At 60.8% G+C, this 18,952-nt stretch carries 15 protein-coding genes and 1 other RNA gene; 5 read left to right on the plus strand and 11 right to left on the minus strand.

Annotation, left to right across the window (positions count from 1 at the left end):
- Positions 1-6 precede the first annotated feature (6 nt).
- The 3 genes from BLT85_RS09575 to BLT85_RS09585 all read right to left on the minus strand — a co-directional run bounded on the left by BLT85_RS09575 (position 7) and on the right by BLT85_RS09585 (position 4,917).
- Positions 7-789 carry a transporter family protein gene (locus tag BLT85_RS09575; RefSeq protein ID WP_093397605.1) on the minus strand — a complete coding sequence of 261 codons (783 nt, stop codon included), beginning with the start codon at positions 787-789 and terminating at the stop codon, positions 7-9.
- A 95-nt stretch (positions 790-884) separates the two neighbouring features.
- Entirely contained in the window at positions 885-2,843 is a 1,959-nt protein-coding gene (locus BLT85_RS09580; RefSeq protein WP_093393803.1) for a hypothetical protein, read from the minus strand.
- Positions 2,844-3,030: 187 nt separating this feature from the next.
- On the minus strand, positions 3,031-4,917 hold the full coding sequence (locus tag BLT85_RS09585) for an alpha/beta hydrolase family protein (protein WP_093393807.1): 1,887 nt from the start codon (positions 4,915-4,917) through the stop codon (positions 3,031-3,033).
- 244 nt (positions 4,918-5,161) lie between these two features.
- Between BLT85_RS09585 and BLT85_RS09590 the strand changes: the two genes are divergently transcribed.
- Both BLT85_RS09590 and BLT85_RS09595 read left to right on the plus strand, forming a co-directional pair.
- Positions 5,162-5,443, plus strand: coding sequence for a hypothetical protein (locus BLT85_RS09590; RefSeq protein ID WP_093393810.1), 282 nt, complete (start codon positions 5,162-5,164; stop codon positions 5,441-5,443).
- Positions 5,444-5,542: 99 nt separating this feature from the next.
- Positions 5,543-6,412 carry a pirin family protein gene (locus BLT85_RS09595; protein WP_093393813.1) on the plus strand — a complete coding sequence of 290 codons (870 nt, stop codon included), beginning with the start codon at positions 5,543-5,545 and terminating at the stop codon, positions 6,410-6,412.
- Here the strand turns inward: BLT85_RS09595 and recR are convergent, their stop codons facing one another.
- The 7 genes from recR to BLT85_RS09630 all read right to left on the minus strand — a co-directional run bounded on the left by recR (position 6,413) and on the right by BLT85_RS09630 (position 12,575).
- Complete coding sequence (gene recR, locus BLT85_RS09600) at positions 6,413-7,012, minus strand: recombination mediator RecR (RefSeq protein WP_093393816.1); 600 nt, start codon at positions 7,010-7,012, stop codon at positions 6,413-6,415.
- Between the two features lie 10 nt (positions 7,013-7,022).
- Positions 7,023-7,349: a YbaB/EbfC family nucleoid-associated protein gene (locus tag BLT85_RS09605; protein WP_093397608.1), complete on the minus strand. Its 327-nt coding sequence runs from the start codon at positions 7,347-7,349 to the stop codon at positions 7,023-7,025.
- Between the two features lie 14 nt (positions 7,350-7,363).
- A complete protein-coding gene (gene dnaX / locus BLT85_RS09610; RefSeq protein ID WP_093393819.1) occupies positions 7,364-9,436 on the minus strand; it encodes a DNA polymerase III subunit gamma/tau in 2,073 nt (690 codons plus the stop codon).
- An 84-nt stretch (positions 9,437-9,520) separates the two neighbouring features.
- Positions 9,521-11,479: an acyltransferase family protein gene (locus tag BLT85_RS09615; RefSeq protein ID WP_093393822.1), complete on the minus strand. Its 1,959-nt coding sequence runs from the start codon at positions 11,477-11,479 to the stop codon at positions 9,521-9,523.
- Between the two features lie 355 nt (positions 11,480-11,834).
- Positions 11,835-11,931: signal recognition particle sRNA small type (ffs, locus tag BLT85_RS09620), an RNA gene on the minus strand.
- A gap of 149 nt (positions 11,932-12,080) precedes the next feature.
- Positions 12,081-12,245: a DUF1328 domain-containing protein gene (locus BLT85_RS09625; RefSeq protein ID WP_093393824.1), complete on the minus strand. Its 165-nt coding sequence runs from the start codon at positions 12,243-12,245 to the stop codon at positions 12,081-12,083.
- Positions 12,246-12,326: 81 nt separating this feature from the next.
- Positions 12,327-12,575 (minus strand): hypothetical protein, encoded by a 249-nt coding sequence (locus tag BLT85_RS09630; RefSeq protein WP_093393827.1) that lies wholly within the window; start codon positions 12,573-12,575, stop codon positions 12,327-12,329.
- 406 nt (positions 12,576-12,981) lie between these two features.
- Here BLT85_RS09630 and algB point away from each other — a divergent pair, with 406 nt between their 5' ends.
- Together algB and BLT85_RS09640 are read left to right on the plus strand one after the other, a co-directional pair.
- The gene (gene algB / locus BLT85_RS09635; RefSeq protein WP_093393834.1) at positions 12,982-14,328 is read left to right on the plus strand and encodes a sigma-54-dependent response regulator transcription factor AlgB; all 1,347 of its coding nucleotides are present in this window, start codon (positions 12,982-12,984) and stop codon (positions 14,326-14,328) included.
- A complete protein-coding gene (locus BLT85_RS09640) occupies positions 14,325-16,097 on the plus strand; it encodes an ATP-binding protein (protein ID WP_093393837.1) in 1,773 nt (590 codons plus the stop codon). The genes algB and BLT85_RS09640 overlap by 4 nt, the downstream gene beginning before the upstream one ends.
- A 9-nt stretch (positions 16,098-16,106) precedes the next feature.
- Here BLT85_RS09640 and BLT85_RS09645 read toward each other — a convergent pair whose 3' ends face one another.
- Positions 16,107-17,024 carry an AEC family transporter gene (locus BLT85_RS09645; protein ID WP_093393840.1) on the minus strand — a complete coding sequence of 306 codons (918 nt, stop codon included), beginning with the start codon at positions 17,022-17,024 and terminating at the stop codon, positions 16,107-16,109.
- Between the two features lie 122 nt (positions 17,025-17,146).
- Here BLT85_RS09645 and BLT85_RS09650 point away from each other — a divergent pair, with 122 nt between their 5' ends.
- A complete protein-coding gene (locus tag BLT85_RS09650) occupies positions 17,147-18,892 on the plus strand; it encodes a potassium/proton antiporter (protein ID WP_093393843.1) in 1,746 nt (581 codons plus the stop codon).
- The last annotated feature ends 60 nt before the right edge of the window (positions 18,893-18,952 follow it).

An 18,952-nucleotide genomic window follows, 5' to 3' on the forward strand; every position in this document is an offset into this window, starting at 1 on the left:
TGCATGTCAGAAGCGCCACCAGGCAGCTACGAAGGGGCCGTCCGCTCCGCCGGTATTGCGACCGAGTACCGGCTTGGTGTAACCCACCTGAAAATGTACATTGCCCGCACCGGGCGTGAACAACAGCGAAGCCTGTAGCTTGGTGAGGTCGTAATCGGTACTGTCGATGAACGCCAGGCGGTTGCGCTCTTCACCGTTACCCAAGCCTTCGATGACGTTCACCTCGCCCATCAACATCCAGTGCGGGTTCAACGCGATGCCGCTGGCAATGTCGAAGCGAAACTCATCGGCCGGATCGTCACTGCGCAGCCGAATCGCGGCCCCCGCGTCGATGTAACCGTTGCGCCCACCGAGCACATAGCCACGTCCGACGCTATAGCGCAGCTCGAATGCATAATCGCCCAGGCCCAGCGCCGGCATCTCGTCGTCATCGTACGTCGGGATACTCACCAAGCCTTGCAGTGCGCCGACCCAGGTGTCGCCCGACCCTGGGTTCAAGCGGTAGCGCAAGGCAAGCTCCTGGTCACCGAAACCACGCGTGCTGCCGCTGAAGGTGTCGCTGTCGTAGCTCACATCGTTGTAATAGAAGTTGCCGATGGCAGTCAGGTCCGGGGTCAGTCCGTGCTCAATGTACAGGTTGATCTGGTCCTGGCGACTGTTGCCTCGATCGGGGAAGCGGGTCCTCTCGCTCGACGCGTCGAATGCGGTGGCATCTTCAGTGTGCGCCAGCTTCAGAATCGTCAGGGTGCGCCCCTGTTCCTGTACCCAGGCGCCTGCCGAAACGGGCATGGCGACCCCAAACGAGAGCGCAGAAACAGCTGTCAGCAGGATGGCGCCCGGCGAAGGGACACGGCGCGCAGAGCGATGAAGCATCGAAGGTCGGTTCATAGTGAGTTCTTCCTCATTTTGCGGGCTACCAGCACGGCGATGATGGTCAGAAGCAACCAGGCGGCAGCGAATATCCAGCCGCGGTAACGGGCCAAGGTGTCGAGCCAGGTGGTTCGTTCAGGATAGGCGACACTGGCAACAGCGTCGTTTCGCGTATCGATGGCTACCAGCACGCCCCGGGAGTCGCCAAAAATCAGATCGCCTGTGGCACTTTCTGCGCCGGGCGGAAAGCCCGGCACACCTTCTGCAACGGTTCTCAGCCAGAGACCGCGCTGGCTGCCACTGCGTACCAGACTGACCGTCTGGATGCCCGGCAGCTCGCCGGAGTCGAGCAACACCGAGCCGAACCGGTCCTGCACCTGAATTCGGCCATGGTCGAAGATGATCGGCGCGCTGAAGCCTTCGGGAGGTTGCGGACCAAGCCAGATGAACGGGCGGTCTGCCACCGGTGGCAGCGATACACTGCTGAACTCGGCGCCGCGCGGGTCTACGCCAAGACTGTTGCCGATGCTGCCGAGCACCCTGACCCAGGCCGACGGATCGCCGAAGGCATCCGCGGGCAGGTGCACGGAAAAGGCGCCGCCGACCCCGCGAGCGAACTCGGCCACGGTTTCGGGGGTGCGCTGCGACTCGACAGTTTCAAGCACCGACGAATCGAGCAGCTGCGCGTAGCCGGAGCCCACTTCGGAATCGCAAGGCTGGTTGTCTTGGCCCTTGAGCACGATGCGCACCGGGTCCTTGGCGTACAGCCCGGCTTCATTCAGCGGCAGCGACAGCGAATGCCGCCCTCCCTCGCTGGGCAAGGATTGCAGTCCGCGAACCACGTTGTTCTGCAGGATATACAGCACCAGGGGTGCGTCGTCCGGGCTCGGGGGCACGACCATATCCAGACGTAACGCAGCCGGCGCGCGCCCGGTAGGGAGAATGTCCGTGCGAAAGGTCCATTCGGTCGGGTCACGGAAGACTCGCGCGCTGACATCCGCGCCCAGACGCTCCAGGGCGAAGCGCTCGGAGGACCCGCTTTCCAGAGGAGCACCGAGACTCTCGCCATAGCCATCGTCCGCCAGCAGCAGCGCCCAAGGACCGGCAAGTGAATCGATGTGATAAGGCTCGACGATAGCCATCTGTTGTCTCGCCGACGCTTCGGCCGGCTCAATGAGCTGGATGTCGTTTTCCGCTTCGAGAAGAACACCTTGCTGGGCTAGCGCGTCGCGGGTGGAGATGACGATGTCCGCTTCCTCGCCCGGATCCGCGTGACTGACGGTGTGTCCGCGTGCTTGAAGCTCGCGGGTGAGCAGCCAGGCAGCACGAATCGCTTCGGCCCCGAGCCAGGGGTCCATCGCCAGGGAAACACTATCGGGGAGCGTAGTGAGAAAGCTGCGAATGCTGGTACGGGGCTCGTCATCAAGCTCGTAGACGATGGCGGTTTCCGGAAGAACCCGGAAAAAGCGCTGGCGACCCGGCGCGCTGCAACTGTTGACCGTCGAGTACCAGTTGGCACTGACTTCTACCTCGACGAAGGGCCTGTTCAGGTCCGCTTCGCTCAGCGGCAATATGATCTGTGAACGGCGCAGCGAGCCACCCCCAGGCGCGTCGGGCAGCTCGCCGACATCGTCCATGGAGATCAATTCACGGGGCGTGCCGTTGACGGTAACTTGCAGCGTGGCCCCCGCCTCGGCAAGCATCGGAACCGCGTAACGAAGATCCAGGCGCGGATCGCCCAGTTCGGCGTCGAGCGGCAACGGCAGGCGAAAGCTGACGACATCTTCTGCGTGAAGCGGATGCAGCCCTTGGCCATGACCAATGTCGGCCAGGTTTCGCCAGGCGGTACTCAGCTCTTCGGAGGGCGCTTCGGCCTCCGATTGTTCATCTGCTGTCTGCGCATGAGTGAGCTGCGAAAGTAGAAGTGCGCAGCAATAGAACAACATCGGCATCCCGCCGAAACTGAATCGCATTGTTGAACGTGCCCTGGGTGGAAGCCCGTCCAATGGGCGTGTACTGGTTGAATCCGACCATGCCTTTAGGTGCTTCGTGCTGGCCTTTGTTCCGGAGAAACCGAAGCTTTTTGATGGCGAGATCGCGGCTAGCCGCTATCAACCGAGCCAGAGCGCTCGGAGGATTTTGCCCTGCGCGGGAAGACAGTCAGAGCCGTGCCCGATAGAACGCCAATTCCTCTTCCAGGACACGAATCTGGTTATGCGGCTGACGGAAACCGTGCCCTTCGCCCTCGAAGTTCAGGCAGCGAACCGGCACCCCGTTCTCCTCCAGCGCGGTGTACATCTGCTGTGTCTGTTCGGGAAGTACGACGGCGTCGTCCAGGCCCTGAAAGAAGATGACGGGCGTGCAAATGCGCTGGGCCCGCTGCAGTGGCGAACGCTCGACGTAGCGCTGGGGATCGCGCTGCGGATCGCCTATCAGCCAGTCGATATAATCCGCCTCGAACTTGTGCGTAACCGCCCGCAACTGTAACGGATCGCTGACCCCATACAGGCTCGCCCCGGCACGAAACAGGCTCCCTCCGGCAACAAGACTTGCCAGCGTGGTATACCCACCAGCGCTCGATCCGCGAATGAACACGCGATCGGGATCGATCAGTTGCGCGCGGCTGAGGTGCTCGACCGCGTGCAGAACGTCTTCGACATCGACTATGCCCCAACTGTCCTGCAGGCGATTGCGGTAGGCCCGGCCGTAGCCGCTACTACCTCGGTAGTTCAGGTCGGCAACGGCGAAGCCGCGCTGTGTCCAGAACTGGATGCGTTGATCGAGCACGGCATAGGTAGCCGAGGTGGGTCCACCGTGAGTGAAGATCAGCAACGGTGGCGTCGAACCCTCTTCGCCTCGTACACGCGATTGATGTGGCGCGTAGAAGAAACCGTGCGCGGTCTCGCCATCGCCGGATCGATAACGCAGCTGTTGCGGCCGGGCAATTTCCTCTTCGCCTAACGCGCTATGGGTGCGGTGCAGCACGGTGACGTCATCGCTTTGCAGATCTACCCGCAGAATCGCCGCCGTGCAGTCAGGCGAACCCGCGACGCAAAACAGCCAGCGGCTGTTCGCGGCCAACGACCGGAAGCGGGTGTACTCGGGTGCCAGGTGGCGCTCTTCGGCGGAGTCGACGTGTCGGAAAGCGAGTTGCCCGTAGCCTGAATCGAGCCAGCTCAGCGCCAGCCATCCTTTAGCGAGCGCCATGACATGACGCGGGCCAAGCGTCCAGGGCGCCGGCGCATGATCACCCGGCTGGCTGGGGAGTCGGCGAAAGTCGCCGGCGGCGGTCACCAGCCAGGGCTGCCAATAGCCGTTACGGTCACACAGACACATGAGCGTGCCATCGGCATCGAAGAACGGCTGTTGGTAGGCTTCGTTCTGCCCGGTGCCAAAGGTCGTGGTCCGCTGCAACCCGCCGGCGGTATTCAGTCGCGCCCGACACAGACGAGTACGCGTCCATGGCAGGTTCGGCCGGTTCCATTCAATCCAGACGAGCTCGCGACCATTGTCGCTCACGGTAGGGCTATTGTAGAAATCCGACCCTTCAACCAGCACCTGACGGTGACCGATCAGATCGATGGATACGATTCGATGCAGCACCTCGGCCGCTTCGCGCGTCTCCTCGACGGCAATGATTCGATTGCGGAGCGCGTCATACACCAGCCCTCCATAACGACTCCCAGGCCGGGCGGTCAATGGTTGAGCGCGTCGAGTCGCAGGGCAGAAGGAATGGATCTGCTGATCCGCTGCGCTGACGAAGGCGAAGGTATCGCCGCACAGGCACAGCGCACCACCACCGTACTCGTACACCCGACTGCGGACATTGATCTCGGGCGTAAGGCATTCGACACCGCTTCCCTCGGTCCACTGCATGACCACGCTGCGTCCGGTGGCGGGCAGCAACTCGATCCACAGCAAACGCGATTCATCGCAGCACAGATCGACATAATCACCGCCGCCGGCCACTGCATGTTCGGCGGAAAAATCGCTATTCCAGAACCCGTAGGATTCGACGACTGCGGATGGCTTGGTAATGGCGTTCATTGCGCGGATCTACTCCTCGGAACAGGGCTTGGTACGTCGCGCTTCTCCGGCGCGCGACCAGTCTCAGCAGCATAGTGCAGAACCGTGCCGGCCGGCCCAGCTGCTGCCCGCGAATCGATTGCAGCTAGCTCTGGCCTGCGACGATTCGCCCCGAGCAGGTGGCGGGCCAGCGCTATGCCGATCGAACCGCAGGGGATACCATGGGGTCTTACGATTACCCGTAGCGGGAAAAAGAGGTAGCACCATGAAGAGTCGTTATAGCTTAGTACTGGCATGTGCATTGGGCCTGGCTTCGGTCCCGGCCTTGGCCTGCACGCCGGAAGATGCATTGGCCAAAGCTGAAGAAGCCGCGGAAACCATCCATCGTCTGGCTGACGGTGATCCGGAAAAAGCGCTTGCCTTGCATGAAGAACTGCTGCGCCTGCAGGCACGCGATCCCACCAACGATCGCCACACCGCCTGCGAAGCCTACGAGCGTGTGATTCAGGAGCTTGAGCAGAAGCACGGCACAGAGTCCGCCAGCTGATCCCATCGATTCATTCGATGTCTTTAGTGGGTTTTTTGCATTATCAAATCTCAAAACCCACTCATACACTAGGCGCAATCTCTCTTGGAGGTGCGCAACATGTCTTCTCCCAACAAACGCGACGTCATCGAAACACTCAGTGGCCGCGCTGCGTCGGATGGCGACGGGGTAAAGCTGACCCGGATCTTTGGCGGAGTGCAGCCCGAACGTTTCGATCCCTTTCTCATGCTTGATGAATTCGGCTCGGATGAAGCAGCCGACTACGTCGGGGGATTTCCGTCGCATCCACATCGAGGTTTCGAAACCGTCACCTATATGCTCGACGGCCGGATGCTGCACGAAGATCACCTAGGCAACCGAGGCCTCCTGGAGCCAGGCGGTGTGCAGTGGATGACTGCCGGACGCGGCATTATTCATTCGGAAATGCCGCAGCAGGACTCGGGACGGATGCGTGGGTTTCAGCTCTGGCTCAATCTGCCCGCTGATGAAAAGATGCAGCCGGCTGCCTACCGTGACCTGCAGCCCGGCGAGGTGCCCTTCGTCACCCTGGCAAGCGGCGGGAAGGTCAAGGTTATTGCCGGAAGTCCAACGCTTGAAGGTCGTACGCTGTCAGGTGCGGTAACCGGCAAGACCACCCGGCCGCTTTATCTCGACGTGCTGTTACAGCCGGGCGAGCGCCTGGATCTGCCGGTGGCCGATGAACTGAACGTGCTGCTGTACTGCTACGAAGGTGCCGTGCAGGTGGACGGAAACAAAAGCCAGACGCGCCTGCAGAAAGCGCAGCTCGGACGGCTTGGCAGCGGCGATGTCGTGCAATTGACTACCGGAGAAGAAGGATCGAAGTTTCTGGTTATCGCCGGCAAACCCTTGCGTGAACCCATCGTCCAGTACGGACCTTTTGTGATGAACCGGCGCGAGGAAATCGAGCAGGCATTGAGCGATTTCCGGGAAGGACGCTTCGGCCAGTAATCAGAGTATCGGCGTGCGCCCTGCCAGTGCATGGGCCAGGGTGCCGCCGTCGATGAATTCCAGCTCCCCGCCGAGCGGCACGCCATGCGCGATGCGCGAGACCTTGATTCCGCGCGGCTTGAGCAGATTGGCGATGTAATGTGCTGTCGCCTCCCCTTCCACCGTCGGGTTCGTCGCCAGGATCACCTCGGCGACCTCACGCCCGGTCAGACTGTCCAGAAGCGCAGGAATGCCGATCTCGTCGGGGCCCCGTCCGTCGATTGGCGACAGATGCCCCTTGAGCACGAAATACCGACCGCGGAATCCCCCCGCCTGCTCCACCGCCCAGACATCGGCGGGGCTCTGCAGGATGCAGATCACATTGTCGTCGCGCCGCGGATCCGAGCAGATGTTGCAGATATCCGTCTCGCTAAGCGTTCGACACCGCTGGCAATAGCCAACCCCGTCCATCGCCGATTCCAGCACCTGAGCTAGGTGCCTCGCCACGTCACGATCGCGCTCGAGCAGGTTGAGCGCCATGCGCTGCGCGGTCTTCGGCCCAACGCCGGGGAGACCTCGCAACGCATCGATCAACTGACGAATCAGCGGACTGAAGCTCATCTCGTTCAGCTCAGAACGGCATCTTGAAGCCGTCGGGCAAGTTCATGCCCGCGGTCAGACCAGACATCTTTTCCTTGCTGTTGGTTTCGATCTTGCGCACTGCATCGTTGACCGCGGCGGCAATCAGATCTTCCAGCACTTCCTTGTCTTCGCTCATCAGACTGTCGTCGATCGAGACCCGACGCACATCGTGCCGGCCGGTCATCAGCACGGAGACCAGACCCGCGCCTGACTGCCCTGTCACCTCCGCGTTGGCCAGCTCTTCCTGCATCTTCTGCATCTTTTCCTGCATCTGCTGTGCCTGCTTCATCAGGCCTGACATGCCACCTTTCATCATGATGCTGTCCTCATTCAACTGGTTGATGCATCCAGGGGGCGGATGCTGTCGTCACAAATCTGTGCTGCAAATTCGTCGCGTAGCCGTTGTACCAGCGGGTCAGCCTGGATACTCGCCTCTGCTTCGCGCTGGCGAGCCACCCGCCGACGCGCAGCCGCCACGGCCGGCGTTTCCTGATCGGGCGCGGCGATATCGACGTCGATATGCACTTCGCGCCCGAGATGCTCGGCCAGCGCACGTTCGATGCGCTGGCGGTGATTCTCGTTGTACAGCGCGCTATGACCCGGGTCCAACCGCAGACGCCAGGCGTCGCCCTGATTGTCGATCAGCTGACAATGGGCGGCAATGCTTTGCGTCAGTCCGCTCAGCACCAGGCGGGGAAACAAGTCCAGCCACTGCGCTGCCAGGCCGGTGGCGACCGGCAGGTCACTGACCTCGTCACCCTTGTCGATAACCGGGGCCTCCGGCTCGACCGCGCCTGCCACGTCCCATTCATTCAGATAGGCGCTCAGGTCCAGCGGTTCCTCTTCGTCATCATCCGGCCCCTCTGGGGCTTCGATGGGGGCGGTCTGCAACCACTCCTGCGGCGGTTCGTTTACCGGAGGTTTGACAGGGGTGCTGACATTCAACGGGCGATTGGACGTGCCCTTCGCGGGGGCAGCCGTTGCCGTTGCAGCGGGAGCAGGTTCCTCCGATGCCCGGGTGGGCTCCACAGGTGCTGTCGGCTTTCCCACAGGCTTCGGTGGAGCGGCTTGTCGCGTCTGCGGCTGAATGTCCCGCTGCGGCTCGCGCGAAGGCTGGTTCAGATTCTTGCGTAACTGTGCCAGGGCGCCATCGGCCGCCTGGGATGGTACGGACTCGGACGACACAGATGACACGGAAGACGGCGGCTCGCTCGCTGGCCGGGTCTCCTGGGGTTCAGCCTTGGCCTGGCTGAGCCCCACTGGCTTTCCCGAGCCGGGACTCGTCTGACCTACCGCTGGAAGCGCACCCCCGTTGTCCGTCGCCGGGCGAAACGCGAGCATGCGCAGAAGTGCCATTTCGAAGCCACCGCGCGGATCCGGAGACAACGGCAGGTCCCGGCGGCCATGCAGAGCCATCTGGTAGAACAACTGAACATCTTCGGCGCTGATTCGTCCTGCCAGATCGACTACCCGTTCACGATCGCCCTGGCTGTTATCCACACCATCCGGCAACACCTGGGCGATAGCCAGTCGCTGCAAGGTAGAAATCAACTCGGCCAGAACACCGGCGAAATCCGCGCCCTGCTCCGCCAGCTCCCCCACCGCGGCAAGCAGGGCTCGGGCATCATGCACGGCGAGCGCCTCCAGCAAGCCGAACACCTGGCCATGATCGATGGTGCCGAGCATCGTCCGGACCTGACTGGCCTCGAGCGTACCGTTGCCGAAAGCGATAGCCTGGTCGGTCAGACTGAGACCGTCACGCATGGACCCGTCAGCAGCGCGGCCGAGCAACCAGAGCGATTCATCGTCGAAGCGAATCGTCTCCTCGGTCAACACGTGACGAAGATGGTCGACTACCCGCTCCGGCGGCATGTTCTTCAGGGAAAACTGCAGGCAGCGAGACAGAATGGTCACCGGAAGCTTCTGCGGATCGGTGGTGGCGAGCAGAAACTTCACATGTTCCGGTGGCTCTTCCAGCGTTTTCAACAAGGCGTTGAAGCTATGGCTGGACAGCATGTGCACTTCGTCGATCAGGTAAACCTTGAAGCGACCCCGAGAGGGAGCGTATTGCACGTTATCCAGCAGCTCCCGAGTGTCTTCCACCTTGGTGCGACTGGCCGCGTCCACTTCGATCAGGTCGACGAAGCGCCCCTCATCGATTTCGCGACAGGCCGAACAGGTACCGCACGGCTCCGAGCTGATACCCACCTCGCAATTCAGGCATTTCGCCAGGATTCGCGCGATGGTGGTCTTGCCCACACCCCGCGTGCCAGTGAACAGGTAAGCGTGGTGGAGGCGATTATGGTCCAGTGCGTTGATGAGAGCCTGCAGGACATGGGTCTGCCCGACCATTTCACGAAACAGACGGGGACGCCATTTGCGGGCTAATACCTGATAACTCATCGGCGTGTTCTGCATTCCGGTCGGCTTTGGGGCAAGCGGCTACTGTAACCAAAGCCGTCCGACAATGCGAGATGCGCCAGGCGCTCAGTCCGGCCTGGCGCGAGCAAGCAGCGCCGGGTGACGTGTCCGCTCAATGAACTCGCGATAAGCGTTGGATTCACGAAAGGCCTCGGCCGCTTTTCGCGAGCCATAGATACTGATATGCCCCGACTGGTCCAACCCGAAGGGCACATTTTCTGCCGTCACATCCGAGGGTACGCCGGCGACATGAAACATCGACTCCCGGCTGAAATACATGACGTTGGGGTATCTATCGGCAATCGCCTTGAGCTGCTCGTTGGCTGCCCGGACGGGGTCGTCCCGGGTCTTTTCGAACCGCGTGATGTCGAACTGACGGCCGAACATCAGACTGCGTTCGTACATGTCCTTCACGCTGATGTCGTAGTTAGTCGGCGCGGCCATGAGCACGACCAACCCGGTGCGCTGAGCAGCCAATTCGATAGCCCGAACGACACCGGCCATCTGATCCTTGTCGTACACCGCGCCCCACTGGCCGGCGTAGATGACCAAGTCGTAACGTCCGATCTCATCCTCCAGGAAGCTACGATTGATCAAGCATTGTTCGTATCCGGGACCAGAGGTATAGCCAGTGAAATCGTCGGTCACGCTCGGGTAACACCAATTGCTGGACACCGCATTGATGCGCAGTCCGTTCTCGCGGCCGAGATCATCCCAGAAGGGACCATAGTGGCCGGCGAAGGAATCACCGAAGAGCAGTGCATCGAGCTTGCCGTCACGCGCGCCGAGATGACAGGCAAGGCCATCCTCTCCAATTTCATTGTCTGGATTCGTCTCGACGTTATAGAAGCACCATCCATTTGATTTTCGCGGGAGCACCAGTTCGGCAGTGGCGTTGCGAAACTCTTCACTGAGGCGATTGGGATAGCCTTGCGATGCCATGGTAACGCTGGCCAGGGCACCTACAGCCAGCATTGAGCCGCCGATACGAACCAGCGGCCGCGGCTTTGGACGGGTCACCGATGGCCCCCTCTCTACCTGGGCAATGCTCTCGATATAGACGTAGGACAACCACCCGCAGAGAACCGACGCGGCCATGCCGGCGATGACCCAGACGGGCTCCCGCTCAACACCGAAGTAGTAGATCCACACTGCAAATGGCCAGTGCCACAGATACACCGAGTAAGAGATCTTGCCGAGGAACTGCGAGGCGCGGTTGCCCGTAAGCAGCGATTCATGCCGCGCCGAGTAGATCACCATCATGGTTCCGACCACCGGGACCAGGGCCAGCCAGCCGGGCCAGACGCTGTTTGCCGTGAACGCCAGCACCGATAGGGCGATAAGTGCTATACCGCCGAGCTCCAGCCAGCGGCTGCCGTGTCGGCTGGCTGCAAACGGGAACAGAAATACCAGACCTCCCGCAAGCATCTCCCACATGCGAGTCGGCAGCAGGAAAAACGCAGACGTCGGCCAACGGGATGAGGCGTAGACCGACAGCGCCAGCGACGCCAACGCGACGCCAGCGAGGACCCAGCGGGTACGGCGCAGCGGCATCACGCGTTGCAGAATGAGGATCAGCAAGGGATAAGCGAGGTAGAATTGCCACTCCACCGACAGCGACCAGGTATGCAACAGCCAGTTATCATGCGAGGCCTGCTCGAAGTAACCAGCCTCTTTCCAATACATCAGATTGGAGACGAAACCGAGGCTGCCAAGAACATGCTCGGATAGCTCGGCGTAATCTTTCGGCAGCAGCAATACCCAGCCGACGACCAGAAGACACAGACACAGGAAGGCGAGGGCCGGAATAATGCGACGGGCGCGGTCCTTGTAAAACTCGATCGCAGAAAAAGCATTCTTTTCCAGGCGACTGTAGATGATCGCGGTCATCAGGAAACCCGAGATGACAAAGAAAACATCTACCCCGACATACCCGCCTTGGGTACCGGCAACACCAAAATGGAAAAGCACGACCGCTATGACTGCAATGGCTCGCAAGCCATTGATATCTCCGCGAAAGCGCATTCAAAAATCTCCCACAGGACAAGCTGTTCAGCGGACACTCGTGTCAGCCGATTCGTTCGTCGAGATTTCGTCCTGCGCTACGGTGGAGTTACAGCCATTTGAGTGAACCTTCGCTCGCGATGTCAGATTAATATGAACCCGTGGGGCTCATGCTTCAGACCGCCTCTGGCGAGCTTCGTTCGACTTTCGTTGACTCAAACAGCATCTTCCGACGCTCTAGGGTGCTCATGAGGGGCTTGCGGCCAGGATCATGGATGTTGAACCGTAGCATTGGAACGAGCACATGGAGGCTATCAGCGAGGCGGTAGCGCAGGAACAAGCGAACGACAGGGGAAACCGAGGAATTGGGTGGCAGCCCTGCCAGCCACACCCCGGCACACGACAAAGCCGCTGCGGCTGCTCCCTTCCGGGCCTGACCGGGTTAACGGCGGATCGTTGCGAGGGGACCGACAGGGCCACCATAACGCGCCTGATTGACAGGCCGCGCTATTGTAGCGGCTTGACGCCAAGTTACAACCGGTAAATCGGCAGCCCGACGGCGGCGCCCCTCGGGGTCGGATGCCTGGTGGTGTACACAGGCCCAAGGTGTCTTGATCAAAGCTTAGAGTTGTGGTCGCCGCCCGATGACGAAGGACACGACGAACATGACGAGAAAAACCAGGAACAGCAGCTTGGCTATTCCGGCGGCGGTGCCGACTATCCCACCGAACCCCAGCACTGCGGCGACGATGGCAATGACCAGAAAAGTGATGGCCCAGCTCAGCATTGCGACCTCCTCAATTCCATTTCGACATCTTCCGTCCAGACAAGGAAGCTATATGCCTTCCAGGTCGGCCCGCCGCGGCGCTCAGAACACCCAGCTTTGCCGATGGCGATTGGCTACCTGATCAGGGGTAAGGGTACCGTCGACACCCGAGGCTGGCAAACCCGCCGGCTGCAGATTGATGGAGTGAATCGTACGGATGGTCACCGAGGTCTGCTCCTGTGCAACGGGCGCTGCGTCAACGCTTTGCCCTCCTTGCAGAACGATCGCTAGCGCCGCACCGGCGAAAAGTCCTTTGCCCATCATTGCAAGACCAAACAAACGGTGGCTCATCCTGAATCTCCTTAGCTACCGACCGATGTTTACAGTCGGCTGAATGTTGTACTGATTCGTGTGGATTACGATTTCGTCGCATCTCGAGCCTTGTGGGCTCTGCATGTCTGACCAGCAGTCAAAAACGAGACGTCTCATGTGTCGGTGCGGTCTTTTAGTCGCCCCCGCGGCCGCTCCTGACACCGGTCTTCAGCCCTCAAACCACTAGGCCCGACGCGCCTTTAGTCCTATACTCGCAACACCCGTGCCAAGTCGTAGGCGTACTAATACCCCTGCATTTCAAGGGCTTGCGAGTGCCACTACACCGATGCCAGCATGCACTTTGCAAGGTGCGGCGCCGAGCGCCGTGCAACTTGCACGAAACTGCGCTGACTAACGGGGATAACTTTTCGCTGGAGTGGGGTCGATGGACGAAGCGGGAACAAAAAACGGACGGATTCTTCTGGTCGATGACGAGTCGGCGATTTTGCGTACCTTTCGCTATTGTCTCGAAGATGAAGGATACGAGGTCGCGACGGCCAACAGCGCGGCGCAGGCAGAAGCCGTGCTGCAACAACAGGTGTTTGATCTCTGTTTCCTTGATCTGCGCCTCGGCGATGACAATGGTCTCGATGTGCTGGCGCAGATGCGCATCCAGGCGCCCTGGATGCGGGTCGTCATCGTAACCGCTCACTCCGCCGTGGATACGGCCGTGGACGCCATGCAGGCAGGCGCCATGGATTACCTGGTCAAACCCTGTACGCCTGATCAACTCCGCCTCGCCGCCTCCAAGCAACTGGAGGTTCGTCGACTGGCAGCTCGTTTGGAAGCGCTGGAAGGCGAGGTACGCAGGCCGCATGACGGCCTCGATTCGCGCAGCCCGTCGATGATGGGGGTTCTGGAAACGGCGCGTCAGGTGGCGGGCACCGACGCCAATGTCCTCATTCTCGGCGAGTCAGGTACCGGCAAGGGAGAGCTGGCCCGAGCCATTCACCGTTGGAGCAAGCGCGCCAAGAAAGAATGCGTGACGATCAACTGCCCCTCGCTCACCGGCGAGTTGATGGAAAGCGAGTTGTTCGGTCATACGCGCGGGGCTTTCACCGGAGCCAACGAGAGTACGCTGGGGCGGGTGAGCCAGGCCGATGGCGGCACGTTGTTTCTGGATGAGATCGGCGACTTCCCGATGTCGTTGCAGCCCAAACTCCTGCGCTTCATCCAGGACAAGGAATACGAGCGGATTGGCGACCCCGTCACCCGTCATGCGAATGTCCGGATTCTCGCCGCCACGAACCTCGACCTCGCCGAAATGGTCAAGGCGGGTAAATTCCGCGAAGACCTGTTCTACCGGCTCAACGTGATCACGGTCAACCTGCCGCCTTTGCGCGAGCGGACCGAAGATATTCTCGACCTTGCGGATCGTTTCCTCGCTCACTTCGTCAAGGAGTATGGCCGCCCTGCCCGCGCCTTCTCGGCCGAAGCGCGCGATGCCATGCTCAAGTATCACTGGCCCGGCAACATCCGAGAATTACGCAACGTCATCGAACGCGCCAGCATTATCTGCCCGCTCGAAAGCGTACAGATAACTCATCTCGGTTTTGGCGAAGCGGCGCCGAGCAATTCTCCGAAGATCGGCGCAGAAATGAGCCTCCTGGAGCTGGAAAAAGCGCATATCGCTGCAGTCCTGGCCAATAGCGAAACGCTGGACCAGGCCGCACGCACCTTGGGAATTGACGCCTCCACGCTATATCGAAAGCGCAAGCAGCTCGGCTTATGAACCTCAGAAACCGGCTATTCGTCAGCACCAGTGCCCTGTTGACGGTAGCCCTCCTCGGCCTGCTCCTTGGCATCTTCAGCGTACTTCAGCTGACGAAGACCCAGAGCCAAGTGATGTCGCGCAACATTAACCTGATCGACGCGACCATGGGCATGCGCAAGGAAATCGGTACGCAATTCGTACTCATCATCGGCGAGCGACTCGATCGGGAGGCACTCAACGCTTCCGATTACCGATTCCGTGGATGGCTGGTGCGCGCCCGCGCAGCGGCAATGACCGAAGAAGACGAGCGCGCGCTCGACGAGATCGAACACGCGTATACGGTGTTCAGCGATGTGTTGAGCCGTCCCTATGATGTCCGTCGACAACTGCTGCATACCGATGAGCTCGGCGAAGCGCTGACGACAATGCGCGATCGCATCAACGACGTGCAGATGCATTATCTGTCCGAGGTCCAGGCGGCAGACGCCGAATCGCGCGAACGCGCCTGGCTCATGGCCGCGCTCCTGGGCCTGATCGGCATCGCCGTTCTACTGATCGGCTTCATCACCGCCCACAGCATCGCCCAGCGCTTCGGACGACCGATCGAAGCGCTCGCCCGAGCGGCCGACCAGATAGGCCGAGGTGACTTCAAAGTGATCCTCCCGCTGTCACCTGTCGCCGAGCTCTCGGCGCTGAGCCGTCGTTTCGGCCTGATGGCCGAAGCATTGCGCGAATTCAAGAACAGCGATGTCGAGGCGTTGCAAGCTGAGCAGCGGCGCCTGCAGGCGGTACTCGACAGTATCAATGATGGGCTGTTGATCTTCGACCGGGAAGGCTGCCTCGAGCACTTCAATCCGGTAGCACAACGGCAACTCGGCTGGGATGAGGGCGCTATCGGGCTACGTCCGGGCGAGGTGCTTGCCCGGCCGGAGCTCGACGAGCAACTAACCCAGGTGCTCGTCCACGGGTCGTTGCAACAGGCTGTGGAGGACCTGGATATCGAGGCGAACGGTGAAAGCCGATTGCTTACGTACAGCCTGACACCGGTCAGCAACGATGTAGACCGTATCGTCGGTGCGGTGATGGTGGTTCGCGACGTTACCGAAGACCGCGCCTTCGAGCGTGTCCGAAGCGAGTTCGTGTTGCGCGCATCGCATGAGCTGCGCACTCCGGTCACTGGCATGCATATGGCGTTCAGCCTGCTGCAGGAACAGCTTGCCTCGCTCGGCCCGCGACAGCAGGATCTGCTGCGCACGGTTGACGAAGAAATGCGTCGACTGGTCAAGCTGATCAATGACCTCTTGAACTTCTCCCGCTATCAGAACGGCTTGCAGAAAATCGACGTGACTCCCTGCGATGTGCGCGAACTGCTGATTCATACGCAGCAGCGCTTCATTGCCCAGGCCGAAGAAAAAGGTGTGGCACTGGAGGTTGAGCTGCATGAGGAGTTGCCGATCGTCTCGCTCGACCGACTGCAGATCGAGCGTGTGCTGGACAACCTGATCGGCAATGCGCTCCGTCATTGCAAGGAAGCCTGCCACATACGCCTGCAGGCCTGGCGACAGGGCGAACGGGTGATCATCAGCGTGAAGGATAACGGGGAAGGTATCCCGTACAGCCAGCAGGCTCGCGTATTCGAACCCTTCGTGCAGATAGGGCGCAAGAAAGGTGGGGCCGGGCTGGGGCTGGCGTTATGCAAGGAGATCGTGCAGCTGCACGGGGGCCACATCGGCGTGCATTCGCGCCCGGACCAGGGCGCCCAGTTCTATCTGGCGTTGCCGCTTTGATCCGGCCCGCTAGCTGACGAACAGCGACACCATTAGGGGTATGTACAGCAAGGCGAATACCGTGCTCAGCAAGGCCGTTCCGGCAACCTGCCGCGGCGAGGTGTCCAGCAGCGTGGCGATAACCACTGTATTGGCTGCGATAGGGGTGATCGACACCAGAAACAGTGAACGGTGAATCGCCGGGTCATAAACGCCCAGCCAACGGCTGTCCACCCACCAGAAGGCAAACGCCAGCAGTGGCCATGCCATGAACTTGCCGATAAAGGCCAGCAGGGTGAAACGCAGATCCCCAGCCAGACCCTGCAAGGACAGGATACTCATCCCGATGATCATCATGCCGAGGATGCTGTAGGTGCCCCTGAGGTTGTCGAACAGCGGCTGCATGATCGCGGGAATGCCGATCTCGGCAAAATTCAGCGTGACGCCGAGGAAGAAAGCGTAAAGCGATGGCAGTCTGATGACCTTGAGCAGGCAATCGCGCACGCCGAAGCGGCCCCGCGCTGCGAGATAGAAACCCAACGAGTTCTCGAACAGTGTCGTCCCGAGCATGCAGACGATATACAGGCCGACGCCTTCTTCTCCAAAGAGCAGTAGCGCGACAGGAATGCCGAAATACCCGGTGTTGCCCGTGCCGACGGTGAGCGGGATCATGTTCGCTGCTTCGCTCAACCAGCGTCGCGCAATCCACAGGTGCACCAGCGCAACGATGGTACAGAAGCCGTACACCAGCAGCGGGAGCAGGACGACGCTCGGACTCAGCGGTGCGTTCATCACCCCGGCGAAGATGACCGCCGGCGTCACCATGTACAGCATGATTCCCGCTATATGCTTGCCGCTCGCCTGAAGATAGCGCCCGGCCAGCCAGCCCAGACCCACAGTGATGTATAGCGGTAGCAGCTTGCTGAGCAGGGCCAGGGCAGCAGCCATGTAACGATCGCTCCGTTTGCGCAATGCCCTGACTATACAGCTTTTTCTGGTGCGCTACGCACGCACGGCAGCGCCCGCGTTATAGTAAACCGCATCGGCAGCTCGACAACGGACAACCCTCGATGGATTACATCAATACCTTCTTTCTCATCGGCGCGGTCCTGCTTTGCGCGAGCATTCTGGCCAGCTCGCTGTCGTCGAAGCTGGGCATACCCTTGCTGTTGATCTTCCTGATCATTGGAATGCTCGCTGGCGAAGACGGCCCCGGGGGCATCGTCTTCCACAACGCCAGCATGGCCTACACCATCGGCAGCCTGGCCCTTGCCATCATCCTGCTCGACGGGGGCATGCGAACCCGCGTCGAGAACTTTCGCGTCGGCTTGTGGCCGGCAATGTCGCTGGCCAGCCTTGGCGTGCTGATCAGCGCCGTCCTCACCGGATTGCTCACGGCCTGGTTACTGGATCTGCACTGGATGCAGGGCTTGCTGCTTGGCGCGATCGTGGGTTCGACCGACGCGGCGGCAGTCTTTTCCCTGCTGCAGGGCAAGGGGCTGAATCTCAAACAGCGCGTCGGTGCCACCCTGGAGATCGAGTCAGGCTCCAACGATCCCATGGCCATCTTCCTGACGGTTACCCTGGTCGAGATGCTCGCGGCAGGTCAGTACAGCTTCAGCTGGAGTTTCCTGCTAACGCTGATCCAGCAGTTCGGTATCGGCGGGATCTGCGGTCTGGGCGGCGGCGTCTTCCTCGCCTGGCTGGTCAATCGCGTCCAGCTCGCGACCGGGCTTTATCCTCTGCTTATTACCAGCGGCGCCATCCTGGTATTCGCAGCCACCAACACCATCGGCGGCAGCGGCTTTCTCGCGATCTACGTGACCGGCCTGATCCTGGGTAACCGGCGGGTACGCAACCTGCAGAATATCTTGCACGTTCAGGACGGAATGGCCTGGCTGAGCCAGATCGGCATGTTCCTCATGCTCGGCCTGCTGGTGACGCCGAGCGCCATGTTGCCGCTTGCCCTGCCCGCGGTTGCCGTCGCGCTCTTCCTGATCTTCGTTGCACGACCGATCGCCGTGATGATCTGCCTGGCGCCTTTCGTGTTTTCCTGGCGGGAGCGTTTGTTCATTGCCTGGGTAGGACTGCGCGGCGCGGTGCCGATCATCCTGGCGATATTTCCGCTCATGGCCGGTCTCGATCAGGCACAGCTGTTGTTCAATATCGCCTTCGTCGTGGTGCTGGTGTCACTTCTGTTGCAGGGCTCAAGCCTGCCGCTCATGGCCCGCTGGTGTCGGGTGGAAATTCCACCGCAACCGGCGCCACTGCAACGCACCAGCCTCGACGTTGCCGTCGATGGCGAATTCGAGTTGATGATCTACCAGCTCGATAACGCCAACTGGTGCGTCGGCAGTTCTTTGCGCGATTTGAAAATGCCAACCGATACGCGCATCGCCGCGCTGTTCCGGGGCAGCAGCCTGCTGCACCCCACCGGTAGCACGCAACTGGCGCTCAACGACGTACTGTGCGTCGTGGGACGCTCTCGCGACCTGCCGGCCCTCTCCAAGCTGTTCAGCCGGGCTCAGGCGCCGCGTTATCTGGAGAATCGCAAGTTCTTCGGCGATTTCATCCTCGAGGGCGAGGCGCGACTTGGCGAGGTCGGCCGATTCTATGGCTTCGATGTGCCGCCGGAGCTGGCCGAGCTGACGCTCGCCAGCTTCTTCGGTCGGCAGTTCGGCGGGCACCCGGTGGTGGGCGACAGTGTCGAATGGGAAGGCCACACCTGGGTCGTTGCGGCGATGGATAACGACTGGATTCTCAAGGTTGGACTCAAGCTCGGCGAAGGCTCGAGCACGCCTCCCTTCGGATTCTGAAGCAGCCGCACTTGACCTTGACATGGTGTCAAAGCTGACGATGCAGGCATTATTCAGGAT

The organism is Halopseudomonas xinjiangensis, assembly GCF_900104945.1.
Lineage (GTDB): Bacteria > Pseudomonadota > Gammaproteobacteria > Pseudomonadales > Pseudomonadaceae > Halopseudomonas > Halopseudomonas xinjiangensis.

Excerpts from the sequence above, each read along its gene's own strand:
- BLT85_RS09575 (WP_093397605.1), bottom strand. The coding sequence starts at position 789 with ATGCCCGTTTCGGCAGGCGCCTGGGTACAGGAACAGGGGCGCACCCTG.
- BLT85_RS09580 (WP_093393803.1), bottom strand. The coding sequence starts at position 2,843 with ATGCGATTCAGTTTCGGCGGGATGCCGATGTTGTTCTATTGCTGCGCA.
- BLT85_RS09585 (WP_093393807.1), bottom strand. The coding sequence starts at position 4,917 with ATGAACGCCATTACCAAGCCATCCGCAGTCGTCGAATCCTACGGGTTC.
- BLT85_RS09590 (WP_093393810.1), top strand. The coding sequence starts at position 5,162 with ATGAAGAGTCGTTATAGCTTAGTACTGGCATGTGCATTGGGCCTGGCT.
- BLT85_RS09595 (WP_093393813.1), top strand. The coding sequence starts at position 5,543 with ATGTCTTCTCCCAACAAACGCGACGTCATCGAAACACTCAGTGGCCGC.
- recR (WP_093393816.1), bottom strand. The coding sequence starts at position 7,012 with ATGAGCTTCAGTCCGCTGATTCGTCAGTTGATCGATGCGTTGCGAGGT.
- BLT85_RS09605 (WP_093397608.1), bottom strand. The coding sequence starts at position 7,349 with ATGATGAAAGGTGGCATGTCAGGCCTGATGAAGCAGGCACAGCAGATG.
- dnaX (WP_093393819.1), bottom strand. The coding sequence starts at position 9,436 with ATGAGTTATCAGGTATTAGCCCGCAAATGGCGTCCCCGTCTGTTTCGT.
- BLT85_RS09615 (WP_093393822.1), bottom strand. The coding sequence starts at position 11,479 with ATGCGCTTTCGCGGAGATATCAATGGCTTGCGAGCCATTGCAGTCATA.
- BLT85_RS09625 (WP_093393824.1), bottom strand. The coding sequence starts at position 12,245 with ATGCTGAGCTGGGCCATCACTTTTCTGGTCATTGCCATCGTCGCCGCA.
- BLT85_RS09630 (WP_093393827.1), bottom strand. The coding sequence starts at position 12,575 with ATGAGCCACCGTTTGTTTGGTCTTGCAATGATGGGCAAAGGACTTTTC.
- algB (WP_093393834.1), top strand. The coding sequence starts at position 12,982 with ATGGACGAAGCGGGAACAAAAAACGGACGGATTCTTCTGGTCGATGAC.
- BLT85_RS09640 (WP_093393837.1), top strand. The coding sequence starts at position 14,325 with ATGAACCTCAGAAACCGGCTATTCGTCAGCACCAGTGCCCTGTTGACG.
- BLT85_RS09645 (WP_093393840.1), bottom strand. The coding sequence starts at position 17,024 with ATGGCTGCTGCCCTGGCCCTGCTCAGCAAGCTGCTACCGCTATACATC.
- BLT85_RS09650 (WP_093393843.1), top strand. The coding sequence starts at position 17,147 with ATGGATTACATCAATACCTTCTTTCTCATCGGCGCGGTCCTGCTTTGC.